Here is a 17,208-nt window from a genome sequence, read left to right as displayed (position 1 = left end):
CCTAAAGGTGTGATGGATCAAGATAGATTTTTTCTTTCGCCTGATGCTGGTTATAGTGCTGTCGTTAAGTGCTATAAAACTCTTAATGATGTAGCTGGATATGAAGCACCACGTATGGATTTATATAATATATCCACTGATGATTCGGAGAAAGGAGGGTCTGATGCAGGTGATCGCACTTTTGCGGGAGACCTTAGTTTCGGTCGAGCTTTGGCTTCCAATACTGATTTGGTTAACCTTTGGTCGAATATGTACAATGGGATAGCACGATGTAATATTTGCCTGGAGAATATACCCAATAAGCCTTTGGTGGATGCGGATGGCTATCCTCTGTCGAATGACGTAAAAGCCAGATATATAGGGGAAGTGAAGTTTCTCCGTGCTTTCTTTTACTTTGAACTCTGCAAGATCTTCGGCGGAGTACCTTTAGTTGATCGTACGCTGACAGTTGATGATAGTAAGAAGTTAGTCAGAGCTACAGAAGCAGAGACGGCTGATTTTATAATGAAAGATCTGTCAGAGGCCGCTTTAGAAAGTAATATACCTGATAAGGTTTCTTTACCGACTACAGAATTGGGACGTGTTACCAAAGAGGCTGTATGGGCTATGCAAGCACGTGTATATATGTATTTTGCAAAAGATAATCCATCCTATTATGCAGATGCACGTGATGCAGCAAAGAAAGTTATTGATTCGAAGAGCTGCGAATTAGCTCCCAATTTCCAATCACTTTACTTGAGTGACAACTACATGTTAAGTGAATCTATCTTCCCCAATATACGTGGTGATGTTCCAAACGATCACATTTATGGTTCTTTTACCCCCGTATATTCTAATCCAAGGTCTTGTGGAGCATACGGTTTTGACCAACCGACACAGAATCTTGTCGACGAATTTGAAGAAGGAGATCCTCGTTTATTGTACACGATTATAGAACCAGGTGATAAATTTCCTAAAGAGAAAGGGTCGGAAACACTGGATTTCTCAACATATCCTAATACAGGATACCACAGTCGTAAAGCTTTTCTTGTTGTTTCAAGAAGAGGTAATGGTTGGGGAGATGATGCTTGGACATTCCATATCATACGTTATGCAGATGTATTATTGTTATATGCTGAAGCTTTAATACAGACTAATGGAGATAAGGATGAAATTGTGAAATACATAAATATGGTCCGAGACCGTGCTAATGATTCCCGTTCGGGAGATATCGAAGCCACTTCACGTGTATTGATAATTCCTAATATTAAATTGAAACCTGTAACTGTTAATGATGATTTGCTGACAGCAGTCAAGCATGAACGCCGTGTTGAATTAGCAATGGAATACAATCGTTTGTATGATCTTAAACGTTGGAATTGTTATGTAGAAACAATGAATACTTTTTCCACCTATCCTTATGCCAAAGGACGTGGAGCTGCCTTTAAAAAAGGGATAAATGAATTATTCCCTATTCCGCAGATTGAGATAGACCGCTCTGGAGGTTCAATTAAACAAAATCCCGGATATAATTAAACTTTCAGTAAATGCTGACGTTGGTTTGGGACAGTTGAATCTGTCCCAAATGACGAAGGTAAAGGAGAGAGAAAAGAACGAGCAAATGAACAAACAAAATGAGAACATAAATATTTATTAATGAACAAAATTCTTCTTTTTGTAGCAGCTTTTAATTATTTATTTCTCGATGTTTCTATTGATATAAAATCATAGGAGTAGATTCGTTAGCCACCATCGATCAGCCTTTAATTGATTATTCGATCCGCAAAAAGCCAGTTGTATTTTATAGAACTGGTATCCTTCAAGGAGATTGTGCTTCACGTCCCGAAATGGCATATACCAATATCATATCGAGAAGATTGAACCGTGAATGTATCAACTTGGGGTTTAGCGGAAACGCACTTTTAGACTTGGAAGTGGCCAAAGTGATAGCCGAAGTAGATGCCAGCGTTTTTGTTTTAGACTTTGTGCCTAATGCTTCTGCAGAACAGATGAAAGAACGAATGGAAGCATTCTATCATATCATTCGTAGTAAACATTTGGATACACCAGTCTATTCAACTGGCTAAAGAAGGAAAATGAAAAGAATATCATTTTTATCTCTTCAAAAAATATACTGGGAGAAAATGGGGAAGCTACTATAGACGGTATTCATTTCACTGATTTAGGTATGATGAGATATGCTGATTTAGTTTATCCAATCATTATAATAAAATAATGACGCTATCGGCTCGGTATAGCATCATTATATGAAGCTTATAGCAACGCTATCTTGTTGACATAGCGTCACTATTTTAAATACTTTTGATAGGTGATTTTTTGTACGTTATATCAATAGAAACAAATCTTCAAGTATCAAAATGGTAAAATATCATTTTGGTATTTGAATGATGCTATAATTGAATTTATTCAGGCGAGCAGTCAGATACGGAAAAGAATCGCATAGATTAGCCATTAGTATTATTCAGAAATTCCTGAAATCCTTCCCTTAGAGAGCACAATCATTATTATTTGATATCATGCATTGCATAGTGAATGTATTTTTTAATCTATTTATGCATTTTGTTTAATAAAGTAAGTTCATAAAAGCACTTCTAATAAATCAAAAAATCCTATTTTTATGAGTCAAAATAGCTTTCTTTTAAACGTACGTGGCGTTTCTTATAAACCAACCGTGTATTTCTTTAAAACGAACCGTACGTTTCATTACAATCAACCATGTGTTTATCAAAAATAATGCGGTATTTATATGCGAATAACAGCTCTTTTTATTCATGATTATGCATATAAATACCACATTTTATCTGTTTCTCTTTCTACTACTATCAGTTTATAAAAAATAGTGGATAGCAAAATTGACTATAATCTGTCATCAAACTATTAACTTTAATATAAAATAATCATATTGATATTTATTCTTTTTATAATTCATATAAATTTATGCTTTCAAAATATTCTACTTATTGTTAATATATTATTTATTCAAACTTAACTCTTATCAAACAGCTTGTTGTTAGCAAATGTCAACATATGATTACCTGCATTTAGTTCTTTACTTATGCTTCCTATCTTAATTGTAGCTGTCGTATTTACGGGAACTATTACATTTAAAGTAATTTCATTGCCATTACGTTTCCAAGACGATTTTATTAGTCCATTTATTGAATTATATTCAGCATCCACCCAATCCAAACCGTTGACAAAGTGCGGTTGGATAAAAAAGTGTTTGAATCCAGGATGCTGTTCATCATAATTAATACCTGCCAGTATATTATACATCCAGGCACTGATGTCACCCATAAATATATGGTTGAGGGATTGATCTTTCGATGAATTAAATATCTTCCATTTTTCAGATAAAGTGGTAAGTCCTTGTTTCATCCAATATCCCCATGAAGGCATATCCTCGTTTATAGCTAACTCATAAGCCTGATTTGCATGACCATATTTAGCAAGCATACGTAGTACGGTTTTACTACCCAACATGCCAAAATCAAGTGTATTGTTATTTTGTGCCAATATTCGGCTCAATTTGTCTGCTACTTTTTGCGTATATTCTTCGGGGACAATATCTAAATATAAAGGAATACTTTGCGCAGCTTGAGTACCATTTGCATATATGCAACTATCTTTATTAAAATATTTCGCATTAATCAAACTTTTCAGCTTTTCTGCCTTCAAATTATAGATCGTCCCGTCTTTACCTATTAAGTCTGCAAATTTTGCCATATATTCATTTTCCATATAATAGTAACAGGTAGTAGTAAAGTCTGTTTGAGTTTGTGCTTCATAAAAACACCAGTCTCCAATACCAAAAGTTACCGTCCCCTCGTCATTTTCGCGACTTGATAAATAATGTAAATATTTTTGGCAGGTATTCCAAACCATTTCAATGCCTTTTTTATCACCATAATATCTGTATAAATTCATTGGTACAATGAATAATGCTGCATCCCATACAGGACCAATCCAATCTTCATATCCCCAACCTGATGATGGAATAATTCCTGATATTCTTCCGTCTTCAGTTTGGTTGTCGATTATGTCATTTATCCATTTTTCATAAAACGTAATTCCATCAAAGTTGAGCAATCCCAAATCCATGCTAACATGCGCATCAGCTGTCCACCCATTTTTTTCCCGTTGCGGACAATCTGTAGGAATACTCATCAAGTTACACAAATATGACTGGTTCGTCGCTTCCCATAAATCATTCAACAAACTATTCGAACAGCTGAATTTTCCTACAGGTTTTACTGCCGTATGAAAGAATAATCCTTTCAGGCTTTCTTTAGTAAGATGCACAGGACGGTCGGCTTTTACTTCAACATACTGAAAACCATGATAATTAAACGCCGGCACAAGTACATTGTCTTTACCATCCAGAATATAAAGATCTGTTTGAAAATCGATATCAGGACGTTTCGAGAAATAAATATCTATATTTCCCGTTTCCAAACGACCATCCGGTTTTAACAGCTCACCATGACGTACCGCCACTTTTGTACCACTTTCTCCCTTGATTGAAAGTTGGCAATAGCCCGCCATATTGATTCCCATGTCATATACGTAAACACTGTCACCATAGTTCTTCATAGATATGGGCAAAACCTCTCGGTCTATTTCTATAGCAGGCATAATCTGGGCACTCATAACAGAAGATGGTCCAGACACACATACCGCTTGTTTCCATGACGCATCATCGAAATCTTCTTTTTCCCAACCGACAATCTCCCGCTGTTTGTCATAAGTATCTCCTCCACATATATTATTCTGCAAATAGGGGCCTGTAGAGGTTTTCCAAGAAGAATCCGAATCGACTACTTGCCGGACACCATCCGCATATAATATATGCAATTCGCATATCATCCTTGCCCGATTGCGCCATCTTGCCTTTTCGAACTCCCATACACCCAAAGGAAAAATTTCATTATAAAATCCGTTGCCTAATACCGCAGATATCACATTATTTCCAGGTTTCAGCAAACCACTGACATCGCAAACACTATATAAGTTCCTTTTATCATAATGAGTAAATCCGGGGTTAAGAACAGCCGATGAGGCCGGTTCTCCATTAATATTCATTTTGCAATAAGCAGCAGCACTCACATACAAACGTGCTTTTTGAATGCTGGCATCTCTTGTCTGAAACACCTTTCTTAACATCGGCGACGGAAGATAATCCTTATCGTAGCTATCAGTAATCCATTCTCCTGTCCACTTCTCCGGATAAATTTTAGCAGTTTCAAAACTGTCTATCGGTGACTCTATCATGTTTGCTCCGTTCTTATCTGTGGCAACTACTTTCCAATAGTATTTCGTGCAAGATTCCAATTTTTTCATCCCTGTATACTTGCTTGCCGACAGGTCAGATTCTACAACACCGGAACTCCAAACAAGAGAATCGCCGGCTATTTTTCGAGAAGGAAGATAGAGACAGTCTTTGTCTGTCGAAAGATACAGGCAATAGCTACCTTGCTTAAAGTCAACATTATCGGAATGATAATTCCAATGGAACCGGGGCTGAGGAGAATCCACACAGATAGGATGGCTCGTATATTCGCATTTCATATCGGAAATTTCCACATTCCCAGCTTTACATGCACAGAGTATAAACAGCCCCAAAACACCAGAATAAATATATCCTTTCATAATTTATTTTTCTTTTTCCGCTGTGAAATAATAAGATGTACTACAAATCCACAGATACGTAAAGCCTAAGTTTCGTTGATTGGTTATTTCCTCCCGCAATTCTTTTTCCAAGGTAGCCATATCTTTATTTTCCATACCCGCCTCCAAGAACCACAAAGTACCTTGCAATTTAGGTTGAACCAATAATCCATCGGGAATATTGTCTGTCAGTGATTCAATATAGTTTTTATAGGCTTCATAGTTTGCTTTCCGATTATCAGCATTGACTTTTTGTCCATCCACTTCCGCTTCATATTCATCTTTAGGATTCATAAAAGGATAATACCCCCAATTAATAATACCTGTGCCATATTTTGCGGCAAGAAGCAACTTTTGTTTCAGCCAGTCTATCTGAGTAAATGCCCATTCCCGACTATGATTATGCTCCATTTCCAATGCTTCCGCCCAGTTGTCAGCTTCCACCTGTCCGGTTTCCACATTGACCCAAAATTCCTTTCCGGCTCTCTGGCAGGCTTTGGCTGCCGCAGCAAGGAAAGGCTCTCTTTCATCAAGAGTAAAGAAACTTAAATGTTCGGCTCCGGAATCCTGCAACATCAGAACGTCAATATCAGATTCTTTCATTGTATTAAACCACCAAGCCTCATACTCGGCAGGCGATTGATATCTGAATCCGCGGAACTCTTCTTTATCCAACAAAAAGAAAGGTGATATTGTCACTTTGCTGCCCGGAGCAATAGCATGGCATTTATTAGCTACAGACTTCCACAACTGTCTCCAGAAATTGGCCTGCTTATAATCCAGACTGTCCATGGGATTTATTTCATTATTCAAATACCAGCCCCAAAAGGAAGGATGATTGCCATACATCTCATGGTATGCAACAATGTGCTTATTACTTTTCTTTTTCAACACAGTAAGTATACTGTCATGATTTTCGTCCGGATGATATAATCCTCCACCGATTATATTTATGTCGCACATCACTTTCATACCTAATTCATCTGCGACAGAATAAATAATCTCCAAGACATTTTCTTTACATGGTATTTCGTTCCCTTTCGGTTTAGAAGAGCAACCTCCCATAATAAGACAAAAACAAGTAATGAAATATATACAGTTTTTTTTCATATCTTCTACCAATATTTACAGTTTTAATTAAAGGAAAAAGTGGCTAAAAAGACAGATAAGAAAGAGGCCCGCTCTTCAACCACCTTGATTAAAAATAATGTTTTAATTCTCCGGTCTTATAAACCCTTCATAATTTCCGTTATTTTCCCAGTCATAAATTGAAACATTGGAAACAACAAGTTTACCAGGACGAAATTCCACATCAATCACATAAATTTTTCCCATTGCGAAAGCTACATTTTCTACAATATCAATGGAATTTTCAGCCTGACCAATCTGGAAAGAAAGAGTCATGTCAACTTTCTCGTTAATATTGGGAACTGCCGTTATCATTTCAGTTGTAGTCTCCTCCGGATTTGTCGTAATCGACGTAAACGTTTCTTCAAAATTCAAAGCTGCATTCAAATTTTCAATGTTCGAGATAGTCCCCTTCAAAGCATTTAAGACAGCTTTTTTACCCAGCGCTTTTGAAGAAACACGAATATTTGAAATCGATTCATCCCCTGCATAATTTTCTGTTTTGCTGAATCGCACCATGATACCAGCCATTGCATGACGCATCACTAAACAGGCTTGCGGTTTGTCTCTATTGACATGGGCAACTGAACCATACATATAATCAACGCAATCTTTATTATCAATGGGAATTGCAGTAAAATCGTTGTTTTTCTCAGAATACGGATAGCAAGCAACTGCATAACCTGATCGAGAAGATACTTTTACATCAGCTGCGCTCTTCCAGACTTGGTTTGTCCCGATACCCACAGAGGTGTATTTCTGATTCTTGTTGCCCTCTCCATAGTCTTCGCCATTCACATACATCATGGACACCCCAATAGAGGTATTATCCTTAAAGCCGCTTTCTGTAATAAACGAACGTGTCAGCTCGGCTATTGAAACAGAAATCTGCAATGGTACCGGTTCCACCACTTCTTCATCAGGAATGACAATTTCATCCGAGATAGTATCTTCATCATTACTACACGCTGTAAAAAAGAGACCTGTAGATAAAACTAAAAATGTTGTTACATATAATATTTTCATATTTGTAATATTTTACACATTAAAATTGCAAAATCAGTTCTCAATAAAAATTAAAAGACGAATGATTATTCAACATCGCGAACCAAATTTGGATTGCGTGTCCAACTCTCATCGATTTGCATACGAGTTCCACATATACCACAATCAAAATATACAACCCATGCGCTACCACCGCCATTGGTCGTACTAGACCAATTAAGAGCATATCCTTCACTGATGACATCATTAACATCGCCACCGGCAGCTTTAATACGATGCAATTCCGCATTCAATTGGTTCCTATATTTATAAATCACAGCCAATTGCCCTAATGAAGGTATATACCACCCCTCTTTTAAAGCGGCAGCATTTGCCTTTATAATAGGATACTCATCTCCTTCATAACCACCATTTGCCTTTATCATAGCAGCTGTATTACTTTTACCATCGAAATCATTTAAAGCACCTTTGCTACCTAACCATGAACCATCAGATATATGTGGAAAATCTGTACTTGTTCCATCGAATATTACAACGTATGAATTACTTCCATCGGAAGTAGAAAAATACGGGATATCGACAAATGGGTCATTTGTGGTACGCCATTTCACCGGATCGGAGTTGAATGTAGTACGCACTATCATTTTATGATTGCCCGGCAAATATTCTTTATCAGTAATCATGATTCCTGTAATATTTTTCACGTTATATTCTTGCTTTCCTTTATCATTGACGAATGTAAGATTTTCTGTCTCAGAAATGAATGTGTCTTCGGTGATACCTGTCACCTTACACTTATACAAAGCATTTTGCTTGAATGTCACAGTTCTCTTTGTGTCAAGCTTATAAGTCGTATCATTCATTTTCACTTTGATACTTATCTTCCCGGCATCTAATCCTGACGGTTCTCCGTTCTCCAACTGATTGGGCACAAGCAGTATATATTTTTTCAACGCTTTTGTATTATCAGCCTCTACTTCATCAACCGTCGGCACATATTCATCATTATAAGTAACAACTACTTCCTGATCGGAGTTAGTAGGGGTAACTATTCCCGTCGTTACATCCAACACACTTGTTGTGCCAACACCTGATCCACTGATAGAAATGGATTTCAATTTAGAATCAGTCACATTCGTATTGCGTGCAATCTCAACTTCCAATATAGCTAAGACGTGATGAAAAGAGAGGGACACTCGCGAGTTTACGCTACTGACAACAATAGGTGCGGCATACAGATAGTCAATCTGACTATCATCAACAACAATCGGCAGTTGTTTGATGTTACTTATTGTTTCATTATATGGATAATATGCAAAAAGATGTCCTTCGCTATTGCTTATCATCAATTCTTCGTCGGTTGAAATCCATTCGTCTCCATTTCTCTGATAAGGCATGTTATTGTAGTCCTTACCATCATAATAACCTCCGTCTTTCCCTTGCAGTGATAGACCAAAATATCCTTTTAATCCCTCTTTGTTAAAATTCATTTCTTCTCCTTCAATGATAGAGGGAGCTTGCATAGTGAATGTCAAAGGAGAATCTTCACTTGCATAAAAGTTGTCCTGAACAAGTTCCTTGTCGTTAGAACAGGCTATCAATAAAACTGTTGATAATAGAATATAAATTATATTTTTCATGTTGTTTCATTTTATTATTTTACAACAAAGTGATTACAAGCATTAACCAGCCAAATGTATTCAAATCCTATTTTTTTCTGATTGGTGATTTCTTTACGGAGGGCAGTCTCAAGTTCTTTTCCGTCCAGACTGCCCAAATCGGTCGGGAACCACCATAGGGTTCCTTTAATTTTGGGTTGAGCTTTCATTCCTGCCGGTATTGTTGAAGGAACTCTCTTCTGATATTCCAGATAAGCATTATAATTAGCTTGTCGAGTCGTATTATCCATACCCGATCCATGTACAACTAACGGGCTGTTATCAGTAGAAGGATCCATATAAGGATAATATCCCCAGCTGACAATACCTGTTGCATATTGAGCAGCTAGTTCTATTTTCTCCTGAAGCCAGTCTATCGGAGTAAAACGCCACACCTGAGTTCCGTTTCTTTCCATCTCCAAAGCATGTTCCCAGTCTCTAGCCAATATTTCAGCTGTCTCGATATTGCCCCAAAGTTCTTTGCCGGTTCTCCGGCAAGCATTATAAAAAGCTTTATAAAAGGCTTCTCTTTCGGCAAGAGTAAAGAACGACAAATGTTCTGCACCTGAATCTTGCAGCATGACAATATCAATTCCGCTTGCTTTCAATGTATTATACCACCATGTTTCGGTTTCTTCCGGCGTTATAAACTTGAATCCCCGATGAGTGCCTTGATCTAGGATGAAAAAAGGAGAAATCGTCACTTTTGTTCCTGGAGCAACACTATGACAACTCTCTGCCACTCCTTTCCAAAGTTCTCTCCAAAACAACGACTTTGATTTTTGCATTTCAGTCAAAGGATTGATCTCGGTATTAATATACCATCCCCAAAATGATGCATGATGTCCATAGCAATTATGATATAACTTAATATAATTATCACATTTGTTGACCAAGTCTCTTGCAGCATATTTACCGTAATAACTACCACCGGATAAATTAACATCACAAATGACTTTCATGTCCAATTCGTCTGCAATAGAATATATCATTTCTAATTCACCTTTTTTCTGATCCACCTCTTTCACATCTGTTACATCATTATCATCAGACGAACAGGAACTACAAGGTATCAAAGCCCAAAGAAACAATATAATTAAAAATATGTTTTTTCTCATAATCTAATTGAATTATATTAGGATGTTTGTTTTTAATAATAAATTTCATACATTAATATCCCGGATTTTCCACCAAATTAGAATTGGCTCCGATTCTTGCCTGAGTAATCGGGAAATAGTAATTAGATTCCGGAAATTGAGGCTGGTTAGCTCCGTCAACATGATCTAAAAATTCGATCCAATATTTACGTGTTTCATAATCCAAGACATAACGCACACCTGTATACCATTGTGTAAGAGCTTCTTCAGCATCACGCCATCTACGCAAATCCCAATATCTGTGGTTTTCAAAAGCCAGCTCCACTTTCCTTTCATGTTTAATTTTGTCTAAATCAATAGAAGTGAGTTTGTTAATGCCGGCTCTTTTACGGATCTGATTCACAAATTCAAGAGCTTCTCCGTCTTTTCCCAACTCATAAGCAGCCTCAGCCATATTCAATAGAATTTCGCCATAGCGGAAAATCATATAATCAGTACGTGATTCACACAGCCAAATCATATTGTTAGCAGAAGGGTCTACATATTTCATAATGCCAAATCCGGTATTTGTCACTCCGGAAAGAACATGATGCTGGCTTTGATATCCTACAGCCTTTACGCCATTATAACTGTCGTTAGCGTTATACGAAGTTGTGCCGTCTGGTTTTCTCAAGCCTATATGAAAATCTATCTTTCCATTTCCATATTCTTCGCCTGCACATTTTTCCCATTCATCTCCATTGGTATAGATAGATGCTTTAAACCGAGGATCCTTATTAGCCCAGAGTTCCTCCATCGTCCATAAACGACTTTTTACATAGTCTCTATCAAGTTTGCCGGATGTACCATCGATATATTCAAATTCTTCTACCATTTCAAGGTATGGACCATTTTCATTTCCACAGTTCCACACATTAGGATTGGGAGCTTGCATCATATCCCACGACCATGTACAAAGTCCGCCGCCGCTATTAAATCCTGTTCCATAATGCTGTTTGACCATAATAGCCTCACAGTTTTTCTTGGTCAGAAACAAATCCTTAAAATTCTGCACTTTATCACTATTCTCATCGTACAGTTTAAATCCTCCCTTCGTTATTATTTCTTGACAGGCATTATAAGATTTCTGAAAATAGTTATCAGCTTCACTGGAAGAAATGCCTAATAATCCGTCTAATTGCACCTTGCCATATTTGGCAATACTTCCGGCATAGAGTGCAGCACGGGATTCGAGAGCCAAAGCAGCCCACTTGCTTGCACGTCCCCACTCTGTCTGACCGGCTAAATCCTCCTTGATATCTTCACATTCAGATATGATAAAATCGTACACATCCTTTTCTGATGTTCTTATAGGATAGAGCACTTCATCAGGAGAATCTACATTAGGCACAACTGTCAGCATGGGAAACGCACCATATCGCTTAACCATTGAATAGAAAATATAGGCACGTAGGAAACGGCATTCCGCCAATCTAAGCTTTATCAGCTCTGCATCAAGAGGAGAATCAGGCAAATTAGCAATGGCGTTATTCAGATTACGTAAAGTATAATATGCATTTTCCCAATATTCGGAACAACCTCCATTTGAAGGAATCCCTGAAATCTTATAAGCAGCCAAGTTATCCCATGAATCAGAGTTGTATTTAGTTTCATCTGTAATATCCATTATCAACCGAGGACCAAACGCTTGCGAACTGTTTCCAAAAAAATAATTCATATCAGTCGAACGCGGATCTTGATTCATCGGACTTCCTGTCCAACTATTAAACAATGTAGTTGCATCACCCACCATTACCGGAGTGTACATATATTGCGATGCTATAAAATTATCCAAAAGAGTAGCGTTAGACCAAACATCATTATCCGTATATATATTAAGCGGTCTTTTGTCTAATACATCGTAGCATGAAATGCATGATAACACAGCCACAATGAATGAAATGTTTATACATATCTTTCTCATATAATTCTTTTTTTATATTAGAACTCTAAATTGACTCCAAAACTAAATGTCCTCTGCTGGGGATAATAGTAAACTGTAGAAACGCCATCAGCAACCTCCGGATCGACGCCATATTTGCTTAATGTGCTTAGTGTAAACAAGTTGGTACCGGCTAAATAGAATCTCAATTTTTGAATGCCAACCCTATTCATCCATCTTCTCGGAACTTCATATCCTATAGATGCATATTTCATACGTAGATAAGCTGTATTATGTAAACGATAATCAGAAAACAAGCTATTAGTTGAAGCCCCACCATAACGTGGCACCAAGGCGTTAGAATCGAAATTGTCTATGGTCCAACGATGTTCATACGTAAAATTAGTCGGAACACTTTGCAAATCGACATTAGTAGAATACCCCCAAGCTCCTTGTAACAAGAATGTCACATCGAACCCTTTCCATTTGAACGTACCGTTAAGACCTGCTATCCAATTCGGTGTTGACCCCTTACCAATCTCAATCTGGTCTCTCCAATCCAACACATTGTCTCCGTTTAAATCTTTATAAATCACATCGCCCGGACGCAATGAAGAATTATTACCGAGATCAGAATAGACATACGGCAAATTGTCTATTTGTTCTTGAGATTGGAACAGGCCGTCTGACACATATCCAAACTGACGATTAGTCCATCTCCCTGTTTTCCTATTCAATCTATCCTGATCTTCATCTTCATAATCGGGTTCATCGTATTTATCCCATTTTGAGCGTGCCCAAGTAAGATTAGTGGTAATATCCATCGAGAAATCTCCCAATTTCCAATAAGTACCCAATAATAGCTCAAAACCACGAGTATTGATAGCATTTAAGTTTACCGTAGGCAGCGTGGCACCAAAACTTGAAGGAACAGAATTTACTCTTGTGCCAGGAATGCCGGAGCGAAGACGATAAAATGCATCAACAGAACCATACAACTTCCTACTCAGGAAACTGAAATCCACTCCTCCATTGTAAATCTTCATCTTTTCCCAAGTTAATGCCGGATTTGCTAATCCAGTGACATACAATCCTGAATATGTTACATCTCCTAATCTATATTGACCATCAAATCCATAACCTGATAAATAAGGAAATTCATTCGCTGCATTTAAACCTACTGCATCATCACCTGATTCACCATAGCTTGCTCTCAATTTTAAGTTATCAATGAATGACAAACGATTCATAAATGATTCTTCAGACATTACCCATCCCAAGGATACACTGGGGAAATATCCCCATCGATGGTGCTTTGGAAATCTGGCAGATGCATCTGCACGAAAAATTGTCTCCAACAGGTATCTATTCTTATAGGAATAATTCAAACGGCCAATCCAACTGGCACGTCCCATTTCGCTTGCAGTTCCATCGGCTATTGAAGTGGTGTTGTCACCGGCAATTATCTGTTCGATGGCTGTATTTGTGTAATTGGAACGGCTCCCCATCAAATAATCACCTCTATAATCGGTACTTTCAAACACCCCCATAACTGAAATTTTATGTTCTTGAGCAAACGTATTTTCATAATTCAGAGAGTATTGTTGAATGAACTGTTTATTATATATATAAGACTCGGTAGACTTAGTCGGGTCACTACCTCTATTAAGGGTGTATTGGTCAGTGTCAATGTCATAACTATAAAATAGATTTTGCCTTCTGAATTCTTTCATTTTATCAGAAGTCTCCTGCATACTGATAAATGCTTTCAGGCTAAGTCCGGGTATTTGCAGAACATCATATTTGGCAGTTGCGTTAATACGGTTTGTCCTATACCTGTTCTTTTGATAACCATTAAGTTCCGTACTTCCGGCTGCAATAATGTTACCTTCAGCAATACCTCCATAGGCAAGTTTCGATTTATCAGGTAGTTCTGCCGGATACTTAGCATCCGTACTATATAATCTTAGCCAGAAATTCGCTCCTCCGTTCAACCCCATATACGAAAAGCACTTATCTTCATAGATGGAATTTGCATCCATTGACAGTGAAAAGTTTTTAGTAATTTTCGCATCAACATTCAATTGGAAATTATAACGTGAATAGTCGCCACCATCATGACGAATGATAGTTTCTTGTTTGTTATATCCAAAGTAGGTATAAAATTTAATATTTTCATTTCCACCGGAAATACTTATATTATGATTTTGTTGGGGAGCATATTTTCTCATAGCAAGACCAAACCAATCAGTATTGGGGTAGTGCGGGTCTGTACCTTGAAAATATTTTTCTATCTGTTCCGGAGTATATGGAGCAGCTTCGTCAGGTTTTTCTTGATTTTGATAAAGTTCCAAGGCCAATTGTGCACTTTGACCGGCATTTTGCGGTTTGTTGATATGCGTTGAACCTTGCAAAGTAAATGAAGAATTAACGGTAACAGTCGGTTTTTGATTAGTACCACGTTTCGTTGTAATAAGAATTACACCATTACCGGCTCTGGCTCCATAAATGGAAGCAGCTCCATCCTTCAATACCGAAATAGAAGCGATTTGGTTAGCATCAATATTGTTCAATGAAGATTCTACTCCATCTACAATAATTAAAGGAATACCAAAGCCACGAATATTTAATGACGAAGAATCACTGCCGGGAAGTCCTCCCTCCTGTTTGGCTATAACACCGGGAAGTTGTCCTCCCAACATATTGGTTACATTGGCAATAGGAGCAGTAGTTAATTTCTCATTTTTTACATTTGAAATAGAACCGGTTAACATTCCTTTCTTTTGTGTACCGTAACCAACAACAACAACCTCGTCTAATAATTTTGTGTCTTCAGACATTGTGATATTAAAAAATCTTTTCTCTTTCACCGTTACGGATTGTTGTTGCATTCCTACGTAATCAATTTTTAAAACAGATGTAGTTGAAACTCCATTCAACGTAAAATTTCCATTGATATCAGTCGTCGTACCATTTGTACTACCTACTACTACGATTGTAGCTCCAATAAGAGGTTCTCCCTGAATATCTTTAACAACCCCTCGTATAGATATTTCTTGGGCACATATACATGAGCATATTATACACATCAATATCAATACAATGCTCTTCAATAAATTAAATCTAAAGTTTCTTTGTTTCATATTTACAACTATAAAAGATTATCACTATTTACATAATTTCCTTGGGATATATGCATTACATTAAGTCGATTAATTTTCTCTAATTCTAGTTGTTCTAGTATGTTCCAGCATTGAAATAATCCCCTTGGCACATGAAAGCATCCTTTCCATTTTCCTCCTTTGAGTGGCAACAACACTTCTCCTCTTCGGTTTAAGTATCCATACCATTCGGGGTGTTCTTTATCCTTAAAGTGTGTCCAAGTGTAGTCATGTACCTTTTCAAACCATTTTAGGCATTTTTGATCTCCCGTTAGTTGATAACCTTTTAGTAGAGATATCAAGGTCTCAATGTGCACCCACCAGAGTTTCTGATCCCACTCCAATTGTTGAGGTGGACAACCATTACGATCCATAAAGTAATAAATGCCGCCGTACTCTTTATCCCAACCATAATTGAGCATTGTAAGGGTGGTATCTTTGGCTTTCTCTATCAATTCAGGACGATTCAGGCGTTTACCTAGATCCATGATAAACCACATCGCTTCGATGGCATGGCCGGGGGTCAGCTGACGGCCTTCAAAACAGTCAACCAGACTACCGTCGACATCTACATTTTCAAGAATGATACCTCCGAGTTCAGGACGGTAAAAAATTTCCATTACTTCGTAGATGCAAGTTTCCATCGTTTCTTTTAGATAATTTTCATCTAAAAGATGTTCTATCTCCTGAGCCAGATTACAGAGTATCATCGGCAGGGCAAAGTTCTTCAGATTACGGGTCCCCGGATGAAGTTTGTTCCATTTGCCTTTCGGATTATCCACTTTAGACAGGATAATATCGAAGGTTTTTTTGGCAATGTCTGCATATTCCTGATTGCCTGTGGCCAGACTTAGCTGACCGAAAGCCATGGTGGCGAATGTATACGAAAATATATTGTACGGTTCTACCAATGGTCTACCCGAACGATCGAGAGAAAAATACCAGTTATAGTTTCCGTCATGTCCATATTTTTTTAAGAATTCTCCACCTTGAATAGCACAATCCAGCCATTCCTGACGTTTTTCTATTTTATTGTAGAGCATAGAGAACATCCATACTTCTCTACCTTGCAACCAAACGAATTTATCCGTATCGAAAACTTTTCCTTCACGATCAAGACATGTGAAATAACCACCATATTCATGATCCTGCGAGTTTTTGAGCCAAAAAGGAAGGACATTGTCCAAAAGTTCATCCTTGTACTGATTTGCTAATTTCTTAAAATCCATAATATTATCTATTATATGACAGCATGGATAAGTAATCGATGATAACGTTTATTGAATGGCCATACAAAAAACATCTCTAACTATTCCTACTGTCTAGTTGTAAATTTATTAATTATAAGGTCTGTTTTATATTTATTCCGAACGGGTCCAGTATCTTTCAATCTCCTCCAGCGACTTCCCAGTGGTCTCCGGCACGAGTTTCCAGACAATCAGCATATACGGCACGCACATGAGGGCGAACAGGAAGAATGTTCCGGCGGGGGTAAGGTTCTGGAGCATCCAGGGGGTTAACTGTCCGATCAGGTACGTTCCGATCCACAGAGCGAATCCTGCTATCGACAT

The 17,208-nt window shown here is 37.6% G+C and carries 10 protein-coding genes and 1 pseudogene; 2 read left to right on the top strand and 9 right to left on the bottom strand.

What is annotated here, in order from left to right:
* Positions 1 to 12 precede the first annotated feature (12 nt).
* Both DW173_RS12910 and DW173_RS12905 read left to right on the top strand, forming a co-directional pair.
* Complete coding sequence (locus tag DW173_RS12910) at positions 13 to 1,515, top strand: RagB/SusD family nutrient uptake outer membrane protein (protein ID WP_232313626.1); 1,503 nt, start codon at positions 13 to 15, stop codon at positions 1,513 to 1,515.
* 191 nt (positions 1,516 to 1,706) lie between these two features.
* Positions 1,707 to 2,215, top strand: a pseudogene (locus DW173_RS12905) (SGNH/GDSL hydrolase family protein); the annotation flags it as partial.
* Between the two features lie 770 nt (positions 2,216 to 2,985).
* Here DW173_RS12905 and DW173_RS12900 read toward each other — a convergent pair.
* The 9 genes from DW173_RS12900 to DW173_RS24150 all read right to left on the bottom strand — a co-directional run.
* Entirely contained in the window at positions 2,986 to 5,649 is a 2,664-nt protein-coding gene (locus tag DW173_RS12900) for an alpha-L-rhamnosidase (protein WP_118408887.1), read from the bottom strand.
* A gap of 3 nt (positions 5,650 to 5,652) precedes the next feature.
* Positions 5,653 to 6,777, bottom strand: coding sequence for a DUF4434 domain-containing protein (locus DW173_RS12895; RefSeq protein WP_147396447.1), 1,125 nt, complete (start codon positions 6,775 to 6,777; stop codon positions 5,653 to 5,655).
* Positions 6,778 to 6,879: 102 nt separating this feature from the next.
* Positions 6,880 to 7,821, bottom strand: a complete 942-nt coding sequence (locus DW173_RS12890; protein ID WP_118408883.1) for a fimbrillin family protein — start codon at positions 7,819 to 7,821, stop codon at positions 6,880 to 6,882.
* 65 nt (positions 7,822 to 7,886) lie between these two features.
* Positions 7,887 to 9,440, bottom strand: coding sequence for a fimbrillin family protein (locus DW173_RS12885; protein WP_118408881.1), 1,554 nt, complete (start codon positions 9,438 to 9,440; stop codon positions 7,887 to 7,889).
* Positions 9,441 to 9,454: 14 nt separating this feature from the next.
* A complete protein-coding gene (locus DW173_RS12880) occupies positions 9,455 to 10,576 on the bottom strand; it encodes a DUF4434 domain-containing protein (protein ID WP_118408879.1) in 1,122 nt (373 codons plus the stop codon).
* 52 nt (positions 10,577 to 10,628) lie between these two features.
* Positions 10,629 to 12,518 carry a RagB/SusD family nutrient uptake outer membrane protein gene (locus DW173_RS12875; protein WP_118408877.1) on the bottom strand — a complete coding sequence of 630 codons (1,890 nt, stop codon included), beginning with the start codon at positions 12,516 to 12,518 and terminating at the stop codon, positions 10,629 to 10,631.
* A 17-nt stretch (positions 12,519 to 12,535) separates the two neighbouring features.
* Positions 12,536 to 15,619 carry a SusC/RagA family TonB-linked outer membrane protein gene (locus DW173_RS12870; protein ID WP_233562161.1) on the bottom strand — a complete coding sequence of 1,028 codons (3,084 nt, stop codon included), beginning with the start codon at positions 15,617 to 15,619 and terminating at the stop codon, positions 12,536 to 12,538.
* Between the two features lie 8 nt (positions 15,620 to 15,627).
* The gene (locus DW173_RS12865; RefSeq protein WP_233562159.1) at positions 15,628 to 16,866 is read right to left on the bottom strand and encodes an AGE family epimerase/isomerase; all 1,239 of its coding nucleotides are present in this window, start codon (positions 16,864 to 16,866) and stop codon (positions 15,628 to 15,630) included.
* A gap of 132 nt (positions 16,867 to 16,998) precedes the next feature.
* The coding region (locus DW173_RS24150; protein ID WP_231940540.1) for an MFS transporter at positions 16,999 to 17,208 on the bottom strand (210 nt) is incomplete at its 5' end.

Origin of the sequence: Bacteroides sp. AM16-13, assembly GCF_003602705.1 — a bacterium.
Lineage (GTDB): Bacteria > Bacteroidota > Bacteroidia > Bacteroidales > Bacteroidaceae > Bacteroides > Bacteroides xylanisolvens.
The sequence above is the reverse complement of the archived record's forward strand: the minus strand, read 5'-3'. Positions and strand labels throughout refer to the sequence as shown.

What these genes read in the sequence shown, in the direction of transcription:
- DW173_RS12910 (WP_232313626.1), top strand. Translation starts at nt 13, where the DNA reads ATGGATCAAGATAGATTTTTTCTTTCGCCTGATGCTGGTTATAGTGCT.
- DW173_RS12900 (WP_118408887.1), bottom strand. Translation starts at nt 5,649, where the DNA reads ATGAAAGGATATATTTATTCTGGTGTTTTGGGGCTGTTTATACTCTGT.
- DW173_RS12895 (WP_147396447.1), bottom strand. Translation starts at nt 6,777, where the DNA reads ATGAAAAAAAACTGTATATATTTCATTACTTGTTTTTGTCTTATTATG.
- DW173_RS12890 (WP_118408883.1), bottom strand. Translation starts at nt 7,821, where the DNA reads ATGAAAATATTATATGTAACAACATTTTTAGTTTTATCTACAGGTCTC.
- DW173_RS12885 (WP_118408881.1), bottom strand. Translation starts at nt 9,440, where the DNA reads ATGAAAAATATAATTTATATTCTATTATCAACAGTTTTATTGATAGCC.
- DW173_RS12880 (WP_118408879.1), bottom strand. Translation starts at nt 10,576, where the DNA reads ATGAGAAAAAACATATTTTTAATTATATTGTTTCTTTGGGCTTTGATA.
- DW173_RS12875 (WP_118408877.1), bottom strand. Translation starts at nt 12,518, where the DNA reads ATGAGAAAGATATGTATAAACATTTCATTCATTGTGGCTGTGTTATCA.
- DW173_RS12870 (WP_233562161.1), bottom strand. Translation starts at nt 15,619, where the DNA reads ATGAAACAAAGAAACTTTAGATTTAATTTATTGAAGAGCATTGTATTG.
- DW173_RS12865 (WP_233562159.1), bottom strand. Translation starts at nt 16,866, where the DNA reads ATGGATTTTAAGAAATTAGCAAATCAGTACAAGGATGAACTTTTGGAC.